Origin of the sequence: Massilimicrobiota sp. An142, assembly GCF_002160725.1 — a bacterium.
In the GTDB taxonomy this organism is placed as follows: domain Bacteria; phylum Bacillota_I; class Bacilli_A; order Erysipelotrichales; family Coprobacillaceae; genus Allocoprobacillus; species Allocoprobacillus merdigallinarum.
The window spans coordinates 1-21,662 of record NZ_NFLD01000027.1; the positions used below are offsets into that span (position 1 = coordinate 1).

The following is a 21,662-nucleotide window of genomic DNA, read 5'->3' on the forward strand; positions in this document are numbered from 1 at the left end:
TCATTCATATCATTAATCCAGAAAATGAGGAACAAATAATCAATAACATATAACAAGAAAATTCGTAAGACTAAATTCCACTTTATTTTTTAAAGTAGAATTTACTTTTACAATTAACCCAAAAAAATAAATATTATTTATTTTTTATCTAAAAATATTGACAATTTAATAAAGGTGTGATAATTTGATATAAACAAACCAATGAGTAGGAGATAAAACTTGAAAATGTACTTAAAGAGAGTCCAGGATGGTGGAAGCTGGATAGTGGCAGTTAAGTAAATGGACCTATGAGGGCAAAGGGGAAAGGTAACGAGTATCCTGCGACGTGAGCTTACGTTACAAAGCAAAAATGTGTTGGCATTTTAATGAGGTGGGTTATTTTTATAACCAATAAAGGTGGTACCGCAGATTATAACATCTGTCCTTTGATGGACAGGTGTTTTTTGTTTATATGCCAATAAGAAAGGAGCTTTCTTATGAAAATGAAACGATGGTGTCTTATTTTCTAGTTAAACATGAATAAAATACAATATAAAGGAGATAAGACTATGAAAAAAATTTTAAAAAACGTATTAATAGGAATATGTATATTATCAATGACAATGGGTTGTCAAGGTGATAACTCAACTGTGAAAAAAGTTGCTGTTGTTCAATATATGGAACACACATCATTAAATACAATTAAGGATGCTTTTGATAAGCAAATGGAGGAGTTAGGTTATCAAGATAATCAAAATATTGAATATATTTTTAAAAATGCACAAGGGGATAATAGTATTGCTGCTAGTATTACACAAACATTTGCATCAGAAAATCCCGATGTCGTTGTTGCGATAGCAACTCCTGTTGCTCAGTCAGTTGCATCGCTTTCTTCAACAACACCTGTTGTCTTTGCAGCAGTGAGTGATCCAATTGGAGCTAAACTGACAAGTTCTTTAGAAAAACCAGATAAAAATATAACAGGAACCAGTGACGAGATTCAAGTAGATTTGATTCTTGATAAAGCCCTTGAAATAAATCCGAATTTAAAAACTTTAGGAGTTATTTACAACAAAGGAGAAGCTAATTCAGTAACAAATATTCAAAAAGCTAAAAATTATGCACAAAAGCATGGTTTTGAAATTAAAGAAGCAACTATTACAAATGTTAATGAAGTTCAAAGTGCAATTGATGTTCTTGCAACTCAATGTGATGCTGTTTTTGCTCCTAATGACAATACAATTGCCAGTGCTATGAACGTTGTCAGTCATTCATGTATTCAGTCACAAGTTCCACTTTATGTAGGAGCAGATTCTATGGTACAGGATGGTGGATTTTTAAGTGTAGGGATTGATTATGAAGAATTGGGAAGGGAAACTGCCAATATGGTTGATCAAATTCTTAATGGGGCAAATGTAAGTGATATTCCTGTTAAGGTTTTTAAGGATGATTTAAAGATTTATGTGAATCAGGATGTCATGACACAAATTGATGTTGAATTACCTGAAAACATCATTCAAGATTCTTCATTGGTTATGATGTAGAGAGGTGGTCATGTTATGAATATGATAGTTATTATTGGAGCATTAGAACTTGGTGGTATATTTGCGATTATGTCTTTAGGATTATATTTGAGCTATAAGATTTTAAACTTACCTGATTTAACAGTTGATGGAAGCTTTACATTGGGTTGTGCAGTTAGTGCTGTTTTGACACTTTCTGGGCATCCTTACTTGGCATTATGTGCAGCTTTTATTGCAGGAATGCTGGCTGGTCTTGTGACTGGGCTTTTAACAACAAAGTTGAAAATTGCATCTTTACTTGCAGGGATTTTAACTATGACTGGACTTTATTCTATAAATTTAAAAATTATGAATGATTCACCTAATTTGTCATTGTTCGGTTCTACAACCATATTTACACCATTGACCAATTTACAACCATATTCACAGTTTTTATTGATTATCATGTTTGTAGCTGTTATTTTTGGAGTTCTTTATTATTTTTTAAAAACACAGCTTGGTTTAGCGCTGCGCGCATGCGGCGATAACGAAGATATGGTTAAAGCTTCATCTATAAATGCTGACTTGATGAAAATTTTAGGTTTTTCTTTATCCAATGGACTTGTGGCTTTGTCTGGAGCTATATATGCTCAGCATCAATCCTTTGCGGATAGTCAAAGTGGCACAGGAATGATGGTCATTGGTTTAGCAAGTATTATTATTGGAATGGCATTTATAAAAAAAGATCAGATTCATTATCAATTATTAGCGGTTACGATAGGTGCATTTATTTATCGTGGAATTCTCACTTTAGCTTTACAAATGGGGATTCCATCAACAGATTTAAAACTGTTGTCTGCTTTATTAGTTGTATTGGCTTTGATTTTGACAAAACTAAAAATAAGGAGGAAAAAAGTATGTTAGAATTACAGGACATATCGGTTGTTTTTCATTCTGATACAATTCATGAAAAGAAAGCTTTATCACATGTCAATTTACAAATTCAACAAGGGGATTTTGTAACAATTATTGGTAGTAATGGAGCTGGAAAGTCAACATTGTTTCAAACAATAAGTGGAGCGATTCTTCCAGCTCAGGGTCATATTTATTTGAATCATCAAGATATTACAAATTTAAAAGAGTACAAACGTTCACGCTTCATCGGTAGGCTTTTTCAAAATCCTTTAAAAGGAACAGCACCTACTATGACTATTGAAGAAAATTTAGCATTAGCTGGTTGTCAGGGGCATTACTTCAAATTAAAACCAGTTTCTCACTTGCAACGCCAACAAATGAAGGAAGCATTGAAAGAGCTGGGATTAGGATTAGAAAAACGTATGGATACAAAGGTTGGTGTTCTTTCTGGAGGACAACGTCAGGCATTGTCTTTATTAATGGCAACATATGCAAAACCACAGCTTTTACTATTAGATGAGCACACTGCTGCTCTTGATCCACAAACTGCAAAGACAGTCTTAGATTTAACAGCGAATATTGTCAGAAAAAATCAAATGACAACATTAATGATTACTCATAATATGGAAGATGCTATTCAATACGGACAAAAAATCATTATTATGAGTGAAGGGCGAATTCTTGATTTCATTGATGAAAAACGTAAACAAAATTTAACGGTGGAAGACTTGATTTATCTTTATACTCAACATACTCATGATTATCATGATCATATCTTATTACAATAAAAAGTAAGTCAAATGGATAAAATATAAAAAAGGCTGTTTTGAGTAACAGTCTTTTTGTATTATAAGTAATATTGTTGAAAATAGTGTAGACGAATTAAATCACAAATTGTCATAATTTGATAATTAAAATTAATACTATCAAATTTACCAGGAACATAAATAACTTTACAATTTGGTGAAGTTTCTGTTCTCAGATATTTTTTATTTTGGGTAATTAAAATCTGCTGTGCTTTATCAATATGTACATCAGCTTTTGATTTTTTAAATCCTTCTAAGTATCGACCTGTTGCACTAATAACAATGGCCACATCATGTTCATCCATAACAATAGGATCATAACTATGATATTGAATAAAAGGTTTACCAAATGTAATCATGTCAGTTTGTAGTTCAATAGCAATAGATATTGGATATAAAGCACCAAATACAACAATTCTTTTGGCACGATAAAGCTTTTGACAAATATCACTAATGATTTTTTGCATTTCATCATCACTACAGTCCTTATCCATTTTTTCAATGAATTCACGACTATCAACACCAATCATTCTGACACGAATTTGATTAAGACGTGTCTGATGATGATTGACTAAGGTTTCCTTAAATTCTTCATATTCTTTAAAGCCTAGTAAGGCAATAAAAGAATATAATTCTTCTTTTTTAAAACATCCTTTTTTTAAAAATTCTTCTTCACTCATATCTTCCATTTCAAGGTAATGAAAAATAATGAATGTACAAATTTTATAATTATAATCATGAAAAAGGGTTCCATTTAAATAGGTTAAAATACGGCTCAATAATATATTCATAAGATACCTCCCTATTCAACATTATATCATGTTTAAATAGAAATAGATAAAGATTTTGCTTTTTTGAAAAAAATGATATAATCAATAAAATAAAGGAGATGGCAAAATGCGTATAATGAAAATAGATATATCACAGATAGAATTTAACTATCAAAAATATCCTCAAACACTTTATCAATCAGTTTTAAGAATTGGTTTTTCATTTCCTATTTCTGTCAATCAGGAAAATCAACATTACATTTGTGTGGATGGACATAAACGTTTATCAGCTTTGGCTGATATTTTAAAGGACAATCCACAGTATTCACGTGGCACATTGGTACCTGTTATTATTAAAAATAATGGAAATGTACGTTCCAATGATTGCTGGAGAGGAAGAAATACCCATTAAAAAATATTTATATCTTATCTTAATGAAAAACCAATTGGGCAATGTGAAAGAATGCAAATCATTGATCAAAAAAGGTTATGTGATGATTAATGATCAATGTGTGAAAGATCCACATTACCTTGTTTGTAAAGAGGATAAAATTAGAGTTCAAGGTAAAGTGATTGAGGCAATGCCATTTGTTTATTATATGATCAATAAACCAGTGGGATATATATGTGCTGCGCATGACCAGAAATATCCTTGTCTATTAGAATTAATAGATCGAGATGATTGTTATTGTGTTGGACGTCTGGATAAAGATACAACAGGTTTTGTGTTATTAACTAATGATAAATCTTTATCTAAAAAGCTTCTATTGCCACACAATCATGTAGAAAAAACATATGAAGTGCAGACAAAATTGCCAATAACGGAAAACTATGTTGAGGCTTTTCAAAAAGGAATGATGATAGTTAGGACCTATCAATGTTTACCAGCAGAGCTAGAAATAAAAGATGATTATCATTGCCTCGTTACAATATGTGAAGGAAGATATCATCAAATCAAAAAAATGTTTTTATCAATGTCTAATGAAGTTGTTAGTTTAAAACGAATAGCATTTGCGCATATTGTTTTAGATGAACAATTGAAATATGGACAATATCGTCAACTTAATGAAGATGAAATGAAATTATTGCAGAATGCTTTGGCATAGACATCTGATAGGGAAGTTGATATAATTGTGACAAGATTGGAGGAAAATAGAATGTCAGTATTAGATACAAATATACTTATATATCGTTATTTTGAAGAAATTTCACAAATTCCGCATGGTTCATACCATGAAGAAAAATTGGCGGATTATATTGAAGATTTAGCTAAACAACATCATCTTCGTTATATGCGTGATGACATGCATAATTTGATTGTGTTTAAAGAAGCCAGTCAAGGCTATGAAGATCATGAACCAGTCATGTTACAGGCACATATAGATATGGTTAATGAAAAGAATAAAGAAAGTCAGCATAATTTTGATACTGATCCATTAAAGCTTTATGTGGAAGATGGTTTTTTACATGCCAATGAGACAACTTTAGGAGCTGATGATGGTTGTGGTGTATGTTATATGTTGGCATTGTTGACAGATAACAGTTTATCTCATCCAGCATTGGAATGTGTCTTTACTGTTCAAGAAGAAGTTGGACTATGTGGAGCAATGGCTTTAGATACAACATCACTTAAAGCTAAACGTTTAATTAATTTAGATAATGAAGCAGAAGGGGAAACTTGTGTGTCATCATCAGGAGGAAATGATGTTTTGATTACCAAAGAAATCACGGGTGAAGATAATCATTCTCCAGTTTATGTTTTGGAAGTGAAAGGTTTAAAAGGTGGACATTCTGGTGGATGTATTCATTTAGGTAGAGGAAATGCTAATAAGATTGCGGGACGCATTTTATATCATTTATTGAAAAATGGGATGGATATTCGTTTGATTGATATTACAGGAGGATTAAAAAACAATGCGATTCCTAGAGAGTGTACAGTTGCTTTTGCAAGTCAGCAATCTTATGAAGAATTAGCACAATATATTGGACAGTATGAAACAGATATTCGAAAGGAATTAGAAATCAGTGATCCTGAATTTTATGTGGAATTGCATTGTGATGAATGTCATGTCTGTGTGAAGGCAAAAGATAGTGAAGCTATGATTTCAATTATGTATTTAGGTTTGAATGGAATGCTGGAAATGTCACAGGCAATTGAACATTTACCAACTTTATCATTGAATATGGGGGTCATACGTACACATGATAATAGTTTTACAATTGATTATTCATTACGTTCACCTTTAAAAAGTTTACGTGATGAGTTATGTCTACAACTGGAAACAATTGCTTTATTATATGGGGCTTCTATTCAGGTGTCTAATGATTATCCGGGTTGGGATTATGATCCTCATTCACGCTTTAGAGCACAGTTTAAAGAATTTTATCAAACCTATGCCAATCAGACATTAAAAGAAGAGGCAACACATGGTGGATTAGAAACGGGTATTTTTAAACAAAAAATTCCTGATTTAGATATTATAACTTATGGACCACATATGGAAAATGTTCATACACCTGATGAAAAATTAGATTTGGCTTCTTATTTAAGATGTTATGATTGTTTAGTTGCCTTTTTAGCAACTTTATAGAGGAATTTTATGGATTGTTCAATCAAAAAACAATGTGGCAGCTGTCAATATATTGGAATGGATTATCAAAAACAGTTGCTTATAAAAAAAGAAAAGTGTCAAAAACTATTTCCTCATCATTTCGTTCATGATGTTGCTGGAATGGAAAAACCATATTATTATCGTAATAAAGTCATTGTCGCTTTTAATCAAAGATATGAATATGGTTTATATGAAGAAACATCTCATCGCATTGTACCGATGAAATCATGTTTGTTGCATGATGATGAAACACATCAAGTTTTATCGACCATACAGAAGATTCTCAAAAAATATCGTGTATCCATATATGATGAAAAGAAAAATAGAGGATTTTTAAGACATGTTTTAATACGTAGGGCAGTCATAACGAATCAGACACTCGTTGTTCTGGTTGGAACAGATCATGTCATGAAGGGAAGTAAAAATTTTTGTCAGGAATTAATAAAAGCCTGTCCATCTGTTCAATCGGTTGTTTTAAATACAAATCGTAGACAAACAAGTGTAGTTTTATCTAAACAAGAAAAAGTGCTATATGGAAAAGGATTTATTGTTGATCAATTATGTGGCTTAACATTTAAAATATCAGCACAATCATTTTACCAGATTAATCATGAACAGTGTACAGTTCTTTATCATCGCATTTTAGCGTTATTGAATTTACATCAGGATGATATCATTTTAGATACTTATTGTGGTATTGGAACGATTGGAATGTTTTTGGCTCAATATGTTCAAACTGTTATTGGGGTGGAAATCAACAAAGAAGCTTATAAAGATGCTATTAACAATGCAAAAATGAATCATATTTCAAATATTCATTTTGTTAATGGGGATGCTTCTGAGTTTATGCATCAATTGGCTATTCAAAAGCAAAAAGTGGATTGTGTTGTTATGGATCCACCACGTGCTGGGAGTACAAAAACTTTTATTGAAGCAATTCGTACTTTACAGCCTAGACAGGTTGTCTATGTATCATGTGATCCAACAACGCAGGCACGTGATTTGAAAATGTTTGCTAAAATCGGCTATCAAAGTCATGATGTTTATCCAGTTGATATGTTTCCACATACTGAGCATGTGGAGACGGTAGTACTTTTGTCCAAACTCAATACCAAAAAACATATCAACATTGAGATACATACAGATGAATTAGATCTAACTAAAGCCGAAGCTAAGGGTACATATGATGATATCAAAGACTATATACGCGAGAAATATGATACAAAAGTATCGTCGCTCAATATAGCTCAAGTAAAAGAAAAACTAGGCATCAAAGAAAGAGAAAATTATAACTTCTCAAAGAATAAAAATCATAAACAACCAAACTGTACTAAAGAAAAAGAAAAAATGATCATTGATGCGCTAAAGCATTTTAAAATGATCTAATCGAGGAGGAACAGTATGTTTTACAAAATGATAGAGAATAAGTGCAAAGAATGGTATAGCTCAAATCAATGTACTGTTAATCCAATAATCGATTATATTGAAAAGACAGGACAAATGAGAGATGCTCAAATTGAAGCCATTAAAATCTATTTGTTTCTAAAAATAGGTTGCGAATGTAAGCCACTAGAATTTTTATTTAGAAATGGTGTTTTTAATTCTATCAATCTAAATGATGTTGAATTATCAACAAGTACAAGAGAATACTTAGAAGATAATCCAGCTGCAACAGCCTTGTTTGAGTATTCTCGATTAACAAATGATAAAGGTGAACAGGTATCTGAAAAACTTGAAAAACAAATAAAGAAAGACCCATCAAGCATTGATTATGACAGGTTCTTTCGTAATGTTTTTTATGGACTTTCCTATACCGATTATCTATTCAGTCTTCCGATGGGAGCTGGTAAAACATATTTGATGGCAGCATTTATATATCTTGATTTATATTTTGCTAAAAATGAACCTTTAAATCCTGCTTTTGCACATAATTTCATTATCTTTGCTCCATCAGGTTTAAAGTCTTCTGTTGTACCTAGCCTTAAAACAATCCAGAATTTTGATCCTGCTTGGATAATCCCCGAACCTTCTGCATCAGAAATAAAACGTAGTATGTCTTTTGAGGTATTAGATCAAAGTAAGACTGCTAATAAATCAAATAAAACAAAGAATCCAAATGTTCAGAAAATTGCTAACCATCAGCCTCTTTCAGAATTGTTTGGTTTAGTTGCTGTTACCAATGCCGAGAAAGTTATTCTTGATCGCATTGTAGAAAAGAATGGTCAAGTAAGCTTATTTGAAGATAGTGATGATGAAAAAGATAGACAAGCAAATGAATTACGAAACCTTATTGGTAAATTGCCGTCACTTTCAATTTTTATTGATGAAGTTCATCACGCTGTAAGTAGTGAGATAAAACTTCGTGCTGTAGTTACAAAATGGGCACAGAATAATACATTAAATTCTGTTATAGGTTTCTCCGGAACTCCTTACCTTGATAAAGCTGAGAAATTTAAAGTCGTTGATTCTTTGTCCGTAGGTACATCAGAAATAACTAATATTGTTTATTACTATCCACTCATTGATGGTGTAGGCAATTTCTTAAAGCGCCCAGTAGTTAAAATTGCTGAAATCGCAGATAGTACTGTAATCATCGAAAAAGGTGTTCGAGAATTTTTAGATACTTACAAAGACACTGTTTACGATGGCGGTCTAGTTGCCAAATTGGGGATTTATTGTGGGACAATAGAAAAACTTGAAGAAGTAGTTTATCCACTGGTATCTCGTATCGTTGCCGAATATGGCTTAGGCACGGAAGTTATTCTTAAATTCCACAAAGGAAACAAGCAATATAAGATGCCTGCTGATAGCCAATTACAGTTTGATATTTTAGATAAATCAATTTCTAAAACACGCATTATTTTGCTAGTGCAAATAGGAAAAGAAGGATGGGATTGCAAAAGTCTTACCGGAATTATCTTGTCTCAAGAAGGTGACTGCCCGACAAATATGGTCTTACAAACATCTTGCCGTTGCTTAAGGCAAGTAGTTAAAGGTGCCCCTGAAACTGCTCTAATATATTTAAACGAAAGCAATGCAGAAAAATTAAATACACAATTAGAACAACAACACCATATTACACTTAAAGAATTTTCATCTGCTGATAACAGAAAGATTCCTTTAAAGCGTTATGACAGAACCTCTTACTTAAAATTGCCGAAAGTAGACTTTTATCAATTGAAAATCAACTATGATTCACTTGTAATTGAAAAAGCAAATCCGAAAGACAGTATTATTAAGGCTACTGAATCTGCTCGTTACGCTGACACCATTATCAAAACAACAGATTTATCTATGGATGAGAGCAAAACAACAATAAGTGTTGATGATACTGAATATGGTAAAGAATTAGCTACTTTCAACTCTTGGATTTATGGAATTATGAAAGGTGGATTTGGAAATCCATCAGTTCCAGAGCTTTTGAAATATGAAAAGGAGCTTAGAGATATTTTTGCATCTATTACCTATCAGAAGGACGGGTCTTGTTATTACAGTTCTAAGTACAATCGTAAGGTGGTTGAGTCAAATATACGCAAAGCATATTTTGATAAAGTAGATTTTACTTCTACTGAAGAGCTAATCCCACAAGAAGCCAATCTTCTAAATATCACAAATTTCACTTCAAAAATTTATACCGATAGCGAAAAAGATTATTATCCAGAGCAAGCAATAGTTGAAAATATAGTAAAGGACGATAAAGGAAAATTGAAACTAGATCCAAAGATGGAAGAAACTATACGTTTTCTTGAATCGAACGGAAATAAGGAAATGGCAGATAAATTGCGTGTGCAAAGCTCTTCTCACATCAACAAGGATCGCTCATTCCATTATCTTCCTTATCATACTGACAGTTCATTTGAGCAGACATTTTTAAAAGAAGTCTTATCTTTTGATGAATTGGCGAAATTAGGTTTAGAGGTCTACTATAATGGCGATCGTTCTATGACTGAGTTTAAAATCAAATGTTATAAAAGCAAAGGCAACAAATGGAACTATGTTGGTTTTTATACCCCGGACTTCTTAATTATCCAGCGCAAAAGTAAAGATATTCATAAAGTAATTATCGTTGAAACAAAGGGTGATATTTATGCAAATGATCCAGAATTCAAAGATAAACGTAAGTTTATGGAAACAGAATTCCTAAAACAGAACAATAAAGCTTTCGGTTACAATCGTTTTGAATATCTTTATTTGGAAGACACAATGTCTGAAAGCAGCAGATTAAATGTTACATTCGATAAAATTAGAAATTTCTTTAAGGATGGTAATTGAGCATGCCTATAGTAAACAACGGATTGTATATAGAAACTGAAGATAAACCTTATGAGGCCGAGTCTGCTTACTACATAGATTTTCAAATAACAAGTGCATTGTATTCGCTTGAAAAAATATGTAGTAATAGTGAAATTAATCATCCTCTATTCAAGAATAAATACCAGTATTACCATTATTATTGCGATCATCTTATTTTTTCTTTAGGTCAAATTTCTTCTCGTTTTTCTATCACAGATAAAGAAAAGGAACATATTCGAAAAAGAAAAGAAGCTAACATTCGTAATTTTTCTTTTAGCGAAGATAAATATCCGATGTTAAGCAAAAGGATGGTTAGAAATACAATCGAACATATAGATGAGCATAATCAGAAAGTCATTACAAAATATCGTGGTGTAGGTGGATTTAATGTTATTGATAACGAAATAGATGAAAAAGTTCGCCAAGCATTAATAAATAAAAGACATTTACATCCTTATACATTGAATTTAATAACGAATGAACTTTGGATTATGAGAAATGAAGAAGAATATGATCTTGATCTCATAGCATTAAAAAATGAATTATTAATGTTGCAAAAGGATGTCAGAAATTTGTTATCTTTAGCAACAGATATGTTTACAAAGGGGGAATAAAAATGCCAATTAAATACGTACCATTTATACCAGAGCCAGTAGAAGGGCAAGCAGTACTCGGTAACTTTAACAGAATTTTAAAATATAAAGGAGCTGATGATGTCTCTATGACATTACAACGTGGAATGCCTTTATATGAAGTTGAAAAGCAAGAAACAGTTGGAGAAAACGTCAACGGGAATATGGTTATCCGTGGTGAATGCGTATCTGCTTGTGCCTATCTAAAAGAACAAGGTATTCAAGTTGACCTTGTTTATATTGATCCACCTTTTGCTAGTGGGGCAGATTATGCAAAGAGGGTGTATATTCGTCGAAATCCAAAAGTTGCAGAAGCTATTGCAAAAGCAGAAGAAGAGCTTGATATTGATGAACTGAAAGCTTTTGAAGAAAAGATGTATGGTGATGTTTGGAATAAAGAAAAGTACCTTAACTGGATGTATGAAAATCTAATGGCAATTAAGTCTGTAATGAGTGAGACTGCATCTATCTATGTTCATTTAGATTGGCATATTTTTCATTATGTAAAAATATTAATGGATGAAATATTTGGAGAAGATTGTTTTCAAAATGAGATTATTTGGCACTATGGAGGAAGGATGATGCATGGTGTAGGTACATTCAACAGAAAACATGACACCATAGCGTACTATAGATTAAGCGAAGAAGGTGTGTTTCACTTGCCTAAAGAAGAAGTGGACTTTGATCAATATGCAAAGAATAGACACGAAAAAATTCATATCGACGAGAACGGAAGAAGATATCTTTTAGCACCAGACGCCAATATGGAAAGAACAACAAGACAATACGAAGATGAGATTGTTGAAAAGGGTCGTGCTATAGATGATGTTTGGGAGATTAGATATATAAGAGGAAATGCTCACGAAAGAGTAGATTATGCTACGCAAAAGCCCGAGGAATTGCTTGAACGAATCGTTGAATCTTCCTCTAATGAAGGTATGATTGTTGCTGATTTCTTTGGAGGCAGTGGTGTTACAGCTGCTGTTGCTAATAAACTCGGAAGAAAGTTTATCCACTGTGATATTGGTATTAACTCTATTCAAACTACTCGTGACCGCCTTGTTGCTGATAGAGCAGAATTTGATGTACTCGAAATAAAAGATGGGGTGCAATTGTACCGTAATCCTGTTCAAACAATCGATAAGATTAAATCGCTTATTCCAGGATTGAAGAACGAAGATTCTCTGGATTCATTCTGGGAAGGTGCTATTTCTGACAGCAAACTTGGCTCGGTTCCTGTATATATACCAAACTTAATGGATAGCTCATCAAAGCTTCTTGATAAAGTTACAATGAATAGAATTATTCATCAAGCAATACCAGATTTAGATAATTCAATCAAAAAAGTAATTGTTTACTATGTAGATATTACTGATGAAAATGAAATCAAGCAATTCATCAAAGAAGACGATAGCACTGATGTAGAAATCGAACTTCGTGATCTTAAAACAGTTCTTGATGATGTAGTAATTGGAGATTATGCAGAATATCATATCGAAGAAAATCAAGATAATTTGTTTGGTGGATATTCGGTCATTATTGATAAATTTATCAGTGACCGTGTAATGTCAAAAATAGATGAATTTAATCACAAAGCTTTCCTTAACTCTACTGAAAAAAAGCCTTACAAACCAATTGAAATCAGCGAAGAAGGCTTAGAGCTCATCGAATTTTTAAGTGTCGACTGTACTTCCGCTGATGGTGAGTGGCACTCTGATAGCGAAGTAAAAATTGATAAAAATGGTTATGTCATTCTGAATGGTAATAAAACTAAAGAGTTTTGGGATGGGTCTATCAGTAGCGACAAGCATCCACTACGTTTGAAAATTAGAAACATTTGTGGCGATGAAACTATCTGGAAATTAGAAAATGCATGATTACCAATGTCAACCAATGATTTTGGTGATTGAGTTTTCTTTGTGTTGAATGATGCGTAAAACATACAATTAACCTTATCAGAAATATACATACTTAGCAACTAAAAAACACGACCTCTAATTTTTAAGTCGTGTTTTTGTATAATGCTTTCAGAAGGTTAATTAGAAGAAACTACTTTCAACACATCACCCGGAGTAGTAAATACACCAAGAGTATCACCGTTTGAATCATAGAATTCAACTTCATAATATATACCATCATATTCTAGGACAATTGCCCCTTTGGTACCGATTGGAAGTCCTTTAAATTCTTTAATGAGTTTTACCACGTCTAATTCTTTCATAGCCCTATCCTTTACTCTAAGTCGTACAGCTTCTGCTTATATTTTACTTTATGATCATCGATTTGCACATTGGAACTTAATAAAATTCTTCTATAAAATCGGATCAAGATAAAGATAGGAGGATCTTTAATTATGCAAACATTATTCGAAAAGTGTGCTGTAGATTGTGCAAATAAAGGTGATTATTTTTTGCCTAGAGTGCGCTTAAACGAGCCAGGAAACGTGGAATTAGGTCTATGGGCACAGCGCCATCGAGAGTATCTGCGGAATCATCATAGAGTTATTTATTATAATTTGCTTACTCAGGGAAAGCTCGATACATACCTATCCGATGTAGAAAACTAAGCCCAAAAGTATTTTCAATTACTTATAAAATCACTTGCTGAAAAAGAAAATGTTGATGATAAGCTAAAAGAAAATAATGCGATGTTGTGGATTCAAAAGATGAACAACATTCAAAATCGGGCTAGAGAAATTGTGAATTCTGAGATAATTTATAACTACTAAATCACAATATTAGCACTACTAAGAGATCAAACAAAATCTCAAGGTAGTGCTTTTTGTTTGCTCAAAATTTTGATTGAGAAATTCTATGAATAATCTTAGCGAGCAGACCATTTATGGATATACATCCACAAACGGTACAAATATAGCGAGCAGTGTATTTATGGACAGATACCATAAATACCACTCGTTAGGGATGATCCCTAAGACCCTTAAAAATTGTTCATTAGTTTATCTGTTTCTTTATCTTTTTTTGAGAGCGCAAAGAATCATTTAATTTTAACCCTTCGTTTTTATCAGTTATTGTCCGAACACTATGAAGGACATATTTTTTGAAGAAATCTTTAAATCCAACTTGCGTTTTGATAGTTTTCTGTCCTTACAAGTGAAGAGATATAAAATCTTTTCGATAAACGCTTATTCTGGGTGTCCATTTTGATGGTGTTTGTCTAAATAGGTGAAGAGACATTAATAAATTCTCTTCAAATAGAGCATTTAGGGTGTGCATTTTAAAAGTGTTTGTCCAAATAAGTGAAGGGAGTGATGCAAGATGAAAAACGATAGCTTTTATAAGTTGCCAAAGAGATTGTTTCTTGATGCAAGATACAAGCACCTATCGATAAGTTCCAAGGTTTTGTATGCACTGTTACTTGATCGCAAAGCTTTATCCATCAAAAACAACTGGATCGATGCTAACGGCGATTACTATTTGTACTTCACGAACGGTGAAGCAAAGAAAATTTTAAATTGTGGTAATGAGAAGATAAGTAAATTGTTCAAAGAACTAGAAGCTGTAAATCTCATATTACGCAAACGACAAGGCTTGAGAAAACCAAATATCATATACGTTTATCGTATCTGAAGTCTGATTATCAAATTTCAAGAGTTTCGATTATCGAACACAAATAAGAATGATGATAGTAAGACTAGGAATATTACTAGCTGAAAAAATAAGTATATGTAGGAGAAATTAAGATGAAAGAAAATATTGAAAAGATAGATATAAGATTGCTTGTACCATTTAAAGATCATCCTTTTTCAGATCGTAATGGTTTAGAAAATGATGAACTACTACAAAGCATCAAAGATAATGGCATACTTGAACCAATTATTGTTAGACCTATGGAAAATGGTGATTTTGAAATTATATCCGGGCATAGAAGAGTTAATGTTTTAAAGAAGTTAGGTATTGATACGGTACCTGCCATTGTTGAAGATCTAAATGATCAAGAAGCCGTAATCGCAATGGTCGATGCCAATTTGAAAAGAGAACATATTTTGCCAAGCGAAAAAGCTTTTGCTTATAAGATGAAACTTGAAGCTATCAAGCATCAAGGAAAGACAACTTGTGGACAGGTTGTCCATAAGTCTAGAGAACAAATATCCGACAGTGAAAGTGGCAGACAAATTCAACGATATATCCGTTTGACATATTTGATACCAGAACTATTGAAACTTGTTGATGAGGATAGAATGGCGCTTACGCCAGCTGTTGAACTTTCTTACTTGTCTTTGGACGAGCAACAAAAACTATATGAGCAGATTGAATATACCTATGCCACACCATCATTATCGCAAGCGCAACGTCTGAGAAAATTAAGTGCAGGTCACAATTTCTTTTCAGATAGTATTGCACTTATTTTAAACGAAGAAAAGCCGAATCAGAAAGAACAGCTTAAATTTAGGACTGAGGATATCAAAAAATACTTTCCGAAAAATTACACACCAAAAGATATGCAGGAAGTGATCATCAAACTACTTGAAAGATGGAAAAGGAGCAGAGATAAAGATACAAGATAAATTAGAAGATAAGAAAGTGCATAGCGACGAATATAATCACTTTATTGATTTTATGGTTGAAATATATCTTAAGTACGGAGCGCTTGATATTAAATCATCGCTACAGATACTTTTGGATCTATTACCCAAAACAACGACTGGTATTAGTAGCGGCAGCAGCCGTCTTAAGAAGAATTAAAATTCGCACATTCGATTTAAATAAACATCAACATTACAATCTAATTATGGAGGATTACTTTTTATGGAAAATAAAAGCTGTTATATCTATACTCGTGTATCAACTTCAATGCAAGTTGATGGTTATAGTTTGGATGCACAAAAGGATAAATTAAGGAAGTATGCTGAATTTCAAGATTTGGAAGTTAAAGGTGAATATTGCGATGAAGGGAAATTGGGAAAAAGCGTTGAGGGAAGAATCGAATTTCAGAGAATGTTAGAAGATATAAGATCACTAAAAGATAATGTAGATTATGTGTTGGTCTTTAAACTTTCACGTTTTGGAAGAAATGCGGCGGATGTCTTAAATTCTCTTCAAATAATGCAAGACTTTGGTACAAATTTGATATGTGTTGAAGATGGTATCGATAGTTCAAAAGATAGTGGCAAACTGATGATTTCCGTTCTTTCTGCCGTTGCCGAGATTGAAAGAGAAAATATCTTAGTTCAAACAATGGAAGGGAGAAAACAGAAAGCTAGAGAAGGGAAATGGAATGGTGGCTTTGCGCCTTATGGATATAAGCTTGTCAATGGTGAACTAGAAATTGCCGAAGATGAAGCTGAAGCTATTCGTCTTATCTTTGATTTATATGCCAATACTGATATGGGCGCTAATTATACAGCTAAATATTTAGAGACTCATAATATCAGGAAAAAGCCCAGACAAAATGGTAAGTATCCATATTTCACTGCACATTTAATAATCAAAATAATCGATAATCCAGTCTATAATGGCAAGATTGCTTATGGCAGAAGAAAGACTGAAAAAGTAAAAGGCACCCGCAATGAATATAAACAAGTTAGATCAGATGATTATCTTTTGGTTGAAGGGATTCATAAAGCAATAATTGATGATAAATTATGGGATAAAGCGCAACGTAAGCATAAGTCACAGGTCAAGAAATATGAAGTTGTAGATCGCCTTAAAAACCAACAAAAGCATTTATTGTCAGGTATGATTAAGTGTCCAATCTGTGGCGCAGGAATGTATGGTAATAAGTCATCAAAGCGTAAGAAAGATGGCACAAAATATAAAGATTATTATTTCTATGGTTGCAAGCATCGCAAACTAATCAACGGTCATAGATGCACCTATAATAAGCAGATAAATGAAGAAGTGTTAAATGATGCAGTGATTGAGATCGTAACTAAGTTAGTTAGAAATAAAAAACTTCTTGAGAGTATGAAAGAAAAGATTGATTCTAAGATCAATACAACAGATATCGATATAGAAATTGAAAACTTTCAAAAACAGTTAAGGCAATTAAATATGTCCAAGATTAATTTACTGGATGATATTGGTGCTCTTGATCCAGAAGACAAACATTATAAAGCGATGAAATCCGACTTAAATGATCGTTTATATTCCATCTATGACAAAATTGAAGATATCAATGATTTATTAGAAGAAGCTTATGCGACAAAGCAAACCATTGAAAAAGATAAGATTACAAGCGATAATATTTATGAGATTTTGACGAATTTTGATGTGTTTTATCAGCGAATGAATAAAGTTGAGCAGAGGAAATTTATTGAGCTTTTGATCGATGAGATCCAAATTTATAAAGAAAGACAGCCCAATGGCCAATGGATCAAAAGCATTAAATTCAAGCTTCCGTTACTAGAGGAAACTTTGGGTACTTACTTGGACAAAAATTCGCAGGATGAAACGGTTGTATTGATGTCAAAGGTGAACCCTACTAAGTAAATATAGACTTGAAAACAAAGACTTTTCGGGTTACTATCGTTAAAGTGTTCGATTAGCGTCTTGAAAAGTCTTTTTAGTTATTAGAATTTTGATATTGTGGGAACTGGTCAATATGATATGGTTGACACTACAAGATGATTGACAATAAAAATGAACCCTTTTAATAAAGTGGGCAATGGAGTCAACTTAGTAAGTTGGCTCTTTTTTATTTTTTTGGAAATAAAAGAGTATCTTTTTTACTTGTAGTTAAGTATAATTATCTATTTATTATCTTATTTCCTTTACTTTTGTTGTATAATGTAGTTAAGAAAGAAGGTGCTTCTATGTTCGTTAGAGTTATCAAAAATAATAAGGGTAAGAAAAATACCTGTTTTTGTGCACTCGTTGAATCCTATCGTGATTCTTCTGGCGTTCCTAAACATCGTGTCCTTATCAACTTTGGGCAGGTTGATGAGGAATCCGTTCCTTTTCTGAAGGCTGCTTTCTCCAAGAAAAAGCCTCGTCTTGTCTATGATGATGAATAATGTAAGTTAAGTCTTGCACATGCGAAGAAGGACTACACGGTATTAGCGGATGAAATAGAAATCCTAAGAGATAAAAAGCAGGAGATTTTGGTGCAGCGTGCAGAGACTGAGGGTGTAAAGAAGCGCATTAGCGAGCTTTCGGAATTTTTACAAAACACCGATACAGAGCTAACTGATTATGATGAGCTGATGGTTAGAAAATACATCGAGCAGATAAAGGTGTACGATGAGAAGCTCACCGTATGCTTTAAGGCAAAAGTGGAGATTGATATTCCGCGATAAAATGAATATACAGACAAATCAGGAGGCAGGGGTTATTCCATGCCTTTTGTGGAATTGATTTTATTCGTGGTTTGGTATATAATATGTGATAGTAGAACAAGGAGTAGTCTGTAGTTTCGTAGGAGAGATCATATGGAATATTTATCAATAAAACAAACAGCAGAAAAATGGGGTATTTCCGTCAGAAGGATTCAGGTGCTTTGCGCTGAGAAACGCATTCCTGGCGCCATAAAGATTGGTTCTTATTGGGCCATTCCTGCTGATGCAGAAAAACCAGATGATCAAAGAATTAAAAGTGGAAAATATATAAAGGAGCAGGAGTAGGAGGTGCCTTTGAATGGACGTTCGTGTAGCGATGAATATGACGCATGATGAGATTAAAAGTAAATACAAAGAATATCTAAGGTTACAGGCACTTAGCAAAAATACAGTGCAGACAGCGTCCAACGATACCTTTTACTTGTGGAAGAATGAAAGTAAAGAGCTATTCTGGGAGAAGATATTATCGCCAGATTTTGAGATCGTGTATCGCGCAGCTATGGTAGAGTCCCTATCCAAGCGTACCAAGGGTGATCCACAAAAGCTCATTAGTTCATATATGTCCAGCACAAGACGTTTTAGAAAGTTTCTGGAGTGTGATGCTGCGGAAACGACAGCAGCGCCGGACCAGACCATTCGAAAAAGGAAGGTCAACGTCGATGTCCCAACACCATGTGCAAGCGAGGTTGAGTTGTATCTCTCTAAATGGGATGAGCTTGAGCATTATCGTTTGCAGGAGGATGCTTTAGACAAGCTGTTTTTTACGTTGTGCCCGGAAAACAAAGATATTTCCGATGTGCTTTTGAAGGTGTCAACGCTGAATGATTTTTATAGCACAAACATCTTCTCTGTTTACCCGGTGGCAAAACATATCACATCACTTGCTATTGATGCTAGGTTGAAGGCCGGTGATGTCACTTTGGTTGGAGATATTCAGAGGGTGCTAATCAACGGCTCGGAGAGAAAATTCTATTCGTTTGCAACAAAATATTGCAGTCATCATAATCCGCTGGAGTATCCCATCTATGATAGCTACGTAGAGAAGGTGCTTAAGCATTATAGGGACTTAGATAGATTTGCGAAATTTAGCAATGATGACCTGAAGGATTATATACGCTTCAAAGGTGTGTTAGTCGATTTTAGAAGATTCTATCACCTGGAGCAGTTTAATTTGAAGGAAATCGATAAGTATATATGGCAGTTAGGAAAGACATATTTTCCCAAGGATTTCAGTAAGAAAAAATAACGGAAGTGCACTATGGCTTTTGATCCAGGCTTGAAAATAGGACAAATATTAAAAAATGCAGATATTGTTGACACCTTTAAGTACGGCAACATGGGTGGAATGCGTCGTTCAAAGACTACGAACACCTTGGTTATTGTATCTGACTATACAAAAGGCATTTATCATGACAAGTGGATCGGCGGCGTTCTGCATTACACTGGCATGGGTAAATCCGTAGACCAGGATTTGTACTGGTCTCAAAATGCAACGCTCGCAGAAAGCGGCTTCAATGGTGTCGATGTGCATTTATTTGAGGTGATGGATGCCGGCGAGTATGTTTATTGCGGAAGAATTGAGTTGGTGGATAAACCATATGCGGATACCCAGCCTGGTGAGGATGGTGTGCCAAGAAAAGTATGGATGTTCCCCCGTTCGGCCAGTTCCGGATAATGACGTACAGAAGCCACAAATGTTTGTATTTAAAGATACGGAGGACTACAAGGCACGCGGTAAGAACGTGGATGAAGAATATACCAAAATGATGCAGGAACTCAAAAAGAGTAAAACAAAACCTCCGATTGCAAAGGCGCCGGTGTATGTAAAATCAGAACCGAAGCCACCTGTTGTTATCCCAGCGGATATTGTAGGTAAAACAGTGAAGCATAAAACCTTTGGAACCGGCAAGATTACAGAGATTGTCGGCACCACCATTGTTATACAGTTTGAAACCGTTGGAGAAAAGAAGATGGGATACGAATTTTGCATGGAGAAGAAGCTGCTGGAATTTGTATAAGTGGACAATATGAAAACAGTTAGAGTGGTAGCAGCAGTTATCCTTCAAGGTGACAGGATATTTGCAACTGCAAGAGGCTACGGAGAATTTAAAGGACAGTGGGAGTTCCCTGGCGGAAAGATTGAGGTCGGAGAGACGCCACAGCAGGCCCTTATAAGAGAAATAAAAGAAGAACTGAATGTAATGGTATCCGTAGGAGATCTGATTGATACGATTGAATACGATTATCCTACATTTCACCTGTCTATGGATTGCTTTTGGTGTGAAATTACTGACGGAGAGCTAAAGCTCCTGGAGGCGGAATCAGCTCGCTGGCTTACAAGGGAAACCTTGTATGATGTTCCGTGGCTGCCGGCGGATTTGGGTGTTGATTAAGAAGATTGCTACGCAGATGGAGAATATGAAGTATATTACCAGGATTGTAATAAAAGGTGTTTCCGGCTATGGCCCTGCAGATGAAGCATACAATGATAAAGTTACCATTACGCCTACTTCAATTTCTTATGAATACAAGCCGTTGTACGAATCAGAGCTCAATCCAAGCAGAAAGTGGAGTTATAAAACAAATAGTCCTATTTTTAGGATGATGTACGACAAGGTTGCGGGTATGCTTCCGGCGATCATTGAAAGAGGCATACAGGAGTTCTGTACGGATATTGGTGGTATTGAGTACACTATCACATATTCAGATAAGACGAAATTCAAAGAGATTTACTGGGGTCCGAGAGATTACTTTGAAGAATTGTTTGTGGCAATAAAGCGCATGGTGCCGGAAACGGAGTATACACCAGTGGTATTACTTACATCGGAGGATTTCGATGATGAGGAGGATGAGGAATAA

The 21,662-nt window shown here is 33.9% G+C and carries 24 protein-coding genes, 1 pseudogene and 1 other annotated feature; of the genes and pseudogenes, 23 read left to right on the plus strand and 2 right to left on the minus strand.

From position 1 onward, the window contains the following. Nucleotides 1–192: 192 nt before the first annotated feature. Nucleotides 193–429, plus strand: a binding site (T-box leader). A gap of 119 nt (nucleotides 430–548) precedes the next feature. The 3 genes from B5E87_RS10880 to B5E87_RS10890 are packed head-to-tail and all read left to right on the plus strand — an operon-like array spanning nucleotide 549 to nucleotide 3,184. Further along, nucleotides 549–1,523, plus strand: a complete 975-nt coding sequence (locus tag B5E87_RS10880) for an ABC transporter substrate-binding protein (RefSeq protein ID WP_087244937.1) — start codon at nucleotides 549–551, stop codon at nucleotides 1,521–1,523. 15 nt (nucleotides 1,524–1,538) lie between these two features. Next, nucleotides 1,539–2,405 carry an ABC transporter permease gene (locus B5E87_RS10885; protein WP_087244938.1) on the plus strand — a complete coding sequence of 289 codons (867 nt, stop codon included), beginning with the start codon at nucleotides 1,539–1,541 and terminating at the stop codon, nucleotides 2,403–2,405. After that, nucleotides 2,399–3,184 (plus strand): ABC transporter ATP-binding protein, encoded by a 786-nt coding sequence (locus tag B5E87_RS10890; protein WP_087244939.1) that lies wholly within the window; start codon nucleotides 2,399–2,401, stop codon nucleotides 3,182–3,184. The genes B5E87_RS10885 and B5E87_RS10890 overlap by 7 nt, the downstream gene beginning before the upstream one ends. A gap of 59 nt (nucleotides 3,185–3,243) precedes the next feature. Here B5E87_RS10890 and B5E87_RS10895 read toward each other — a convergent pair whose 3' ends face one another. Next, nucleotides 3,244–3,993: a MurR/RpiR family transcriptional regulator gene (locus B5E87_RS10895; RefSeq protein WP_087244940.1), complete on the minus strand. Its 750-nt coding sequence runs from the start codon at nucleotides 3,991–3,993 to the stop codon at nucleotides 3,244–3,246. Nucleotides 3,994–4,099: 106 nt separating this feature from the next. Here B5E87_RS10895 and B5E87_RS10900 point away from each other — a divergent pair, with 106 nt between their 5' ends. Genes B5E87_RS10900 through B5E87_RS10930 form a run of 7 tightly spaced genes read left to right on the plus strand, consistent with a single transcriptional unit; the run spans nucleotide 4,100 to nucleotide 13,386 of the window. Next, nucleotides 4,100–4,384 (plus strand): ParB N-terminal domain-containing protein, encoded by a 285-nt coding sequence (locus B5E87_RS10900; RefSeq protein WP_087244941.1) that lies wholly within the window; start codon nucleotides 4,100–4,102, stop codon nucleotides 4,382–4,384. Between the two features lie 22 nt (nucleotides 4,385–4,406). Continuing rightward, nucleotides 4,407–5,078, plus strand: coding sequence for a 16S rRNA pseudouridine(516) synthase (locus tag B5E87_RS10905; protein WP_087244975.1), 672 nt, complete (start codon nucleotides 4,407–4,409; stop codon nucleotides 5,076–5,078). A 51-nt stretch (nucleotides 5,079–5,129) separates the two neighbouring features. Next, nucleotides 5,130–6,563, plus strand: a complete 1,434-nt coding sequence (gene pepD / locus B5E87_RS10910) for a beta-Ala-His dipeptidase (protein WP_087244942.1) — start codon at nucleotides 5,130–5,132, stop codon at nucleotides 6,561–6,563. A gap of 9 nt (nucleotides 6,564–6,572) precedes the next feature. Beyond that, the gene (rlmD, locus tag B5E87_RS10915; RefSeq protein WP_087244943.1) at nucleotides 6,573–7,970 is read left to right on the plus strand and encodes a 23S rRNA (uracil(1939)-C(5))-methyltransferase RlmD; all 1,398 of its coding nucleotides are present in this window, start codon (nucleotides 6,573–6,575) and stop codon (nucleotides 7,968–7,970) included. Nucleotides 7,971–7,985: 15 nt separating this feature from the next. Next, the gene (locus B5E87_RS10920; RefSeq protein ID WP_087244944.1) at nucleotides 7,986–10,856 is read left to right on the plus strand and encodes a DEAD/DEAH box helicase family protein; all 2,871 of its coding nucleotides are present in this window, start codon (nucleotides 7,986–7,988) and stop codon (nucleotides 10,854–10,856) included. A gap of 2 nt (nucleotides 10,857–10,858) precedes the next feature. Continuing rightward, nucleotides 10,859–11,491 (plus strand): transcription initiation factor TFIID subunit 6, encoded by a 633-nt coding sequence (locus tag B5E87_RS10925; RefSeq protein WP_087244945.1) that lies wholly within the window; start codon nucleotides 10,859–10,861, stop codon nucleotides 11,489–11,491. 2 nt (nucleotides 11,492–11,493) lie between these two features. Further along, nucleotides 11,494–13,386 (plus strand): DNA-methyltransferase, encoded by a 1,893-nt coding sequence (locus tag B5E87_RS10930; RefSeq protein ID WP_087244946.1) that lies wholly within the window; start codon nucleotides 11,494–11,496, stop codon nucleotides 13,384–13,386. A gap of 158 nt (nucleotides 13,387–13,544) precedes the next feature. Here the strand turns inward: B5E87_RS10930 and B5E87_RS10935 are convergent, their stop codons facing one another. After that, on the minus strand, nucleotides 13,545–13,730 hold the full coding sequence (locus B5E87_RS10935) for a DUF4926 domain-containing protein (RefSeq protein ID WP_087244947.1): 186 nt from the start codon (nucleotides 13,728–13,730) through the stop codon (nucleotides 13,545–13,547). A gap of 132 nt (nucleotides 13,731–13,862) precedes the next feature. Between B5E87_RS10935 and B5E87_RS15455 the strand changes: the two are divergent. The 13 genes and pseudogenes from B5E87_RS15455 to B5E87_RS10995 all read left to right on the plus strand — a co-directional run bounded on the left by B5E87_RS15455 (nucleotide 13,863) and on the right by B5E87_RS10995 (nucleotide 21,662). Beyond that, a pseudogene (locus tag B5E87_RS15455) lies at nucleotides 13,863–14,237 on the plus strand (TnpV protein). A gap of 547 nt (nucleotides 14,238–14,784) precedes the next feature. Continuing rightward, on the plus strand, nucleotides 14,785–15,096 hold the full coding sequence (locus tag B5E87_RS10945) for a replication initiator protein A (protein ID WP_087244948.1): 312 nt from the start codon (nucleotides 14,785–14,787) through the stop codon (nucleotides 15,094–15,096). A gap of 113 nt (nucleotides 15,097–15,209) precedes the next feature. After that, the gene (locus B5E87_RS10950; RefSeq protein WP_087244949.1) at nucleotides 15,210–16,034 is read left to right on the plus strand and encodes a ParB/RepB/Spo0J family partition protein; all 825 of its coding nucleotides are present in this window, start codon (nucleotides 15,210–15,212) and stop codon (nucleotides 16,032–16,034) included. Further along, nucleotides 15,994–16,212, plus strand: coding sequence for a hypothetical protein (locus tag B5E87_RS15080; protein WP_087244950.1), 219 nt, complete (start codon nucleotides 15,994–15,996; stop codon nucleotides 16,210–16,212). Before B5E87_RS10950 ends, B5E87_RS15080 begins: the two co-directional genes overlap by 41 nt. A gap of 63 nt (nucleotides 16,213–16,275) precedes the next feature. Continuing rightward, on the plus strand, nucleotides 16,276–17,958 hold the full coding sequence (locus tag B5E87_RS10960) for a recombinase family protein (protein ID WP_087244951.1): 1,683 nt from the start codon (nucleotides 16,276–16,278) through the stop codon (nucleotides 17,956–17,958). A 323-nt stretch (nucleotides 17,959–18,281) separates the two neighbouring features. Beyond that, nucleotides 18,282–18,482, plus strand: coding sequence for a 2-C-methyl-D-erythritol 4-phosphate cytidylyltransferase (locus tag B5E87_RS14910; RefSeq protein ID WP_143746902.1), 201 nt, complete (start codon nucleotides 18,282–18,284; stop codon nucleotides 18,480–18,482). Nucleotides 18,483–18,569: 87 nt separating this feature from the next. Further along, complete coding sequence (locus B5E87_RS10970) at nucleotides 18,570–18,764, plus strand: hypothetical protein (protein WP_206399303.1); 195 nt, start codon at nucleotides 18,570–18,572, stop codon at nucleotides 18,762–18,764. 132 nt (nucleotides 18,765–18,896) lie between these two features. Further along, nucleotides 18,897–19,088 (plus strand): helix-turn-helix domain-containing protein, encoded by a 192-nt coding sequence (locus B5E87_RS10975; RefSeq protein WP_087244953.1) that lies wholly within the window; start codon nucleotides 18,897–18,899, stop codon nucleotides 19,086–19,088. A 13-nt stretch (nucleotides 19,089–19,101) separates the two neighbouring features. Further along, nucleotides 19,102–20,049, plus strand: coding sequence for a hypothetical protein (locus B5E87_RS15295; protein WP_206399304.1), 948 nt, complete (start codon nucleotides 19,102–19,104; stop codon nucleotides 20,047–20,049). A 12-nt stretch (nucleotides 20,050–20,061) separates the two neighbouring features. Continuing rightward, entirely contained in the window at nucleotides 20,062–20,478 is a 417-nt protein-coding gene (locus tag B5E87_RS15300) for an SRA domain-containing endonuclease (protein WP_206399306.1), read from the plus strand. 19 nt (nucleotides 20,479–20,497) lie between these two features. After that, nucleotides 20,498–20,821, plus strand: coding sequence for a hypothetical protein (locus B5E87_RS15305; protein WP_206399307.1), 324 nt, complete (start codon nucleotides 20,498–20,500; stop codon nucleotides 20,819–20,821). Between the two features lie 9 nt (nucleotides 20,822–20,830). Beyond that, complete coding sequence (locus B5E87_RS10990; protein WP_087244954.1) at nucleotides 20,831–21,196, plus strand: (deoxy)nucleoside triphosphate pyrophosphohydrolase; 366 nt, start codon at nucleotides 20,831–20,833, stop codon at nucleotides 21,194–21,196. A gap of 25 nt (nucleotides 21,197–21,221) precedes the next feature. Then, the gene (locus B5E87_RS10995; RefSeq protein ID WP_158095605.1) at nucleotides 21,222–21,662 is read left to right on the plus strand and encodes a hypothetical protein; all 441 of its coding nucleotides are present in this window, start codon (nucleotides 21,222–21,224) and stop codon (nucleotides 21,660–21,662) included.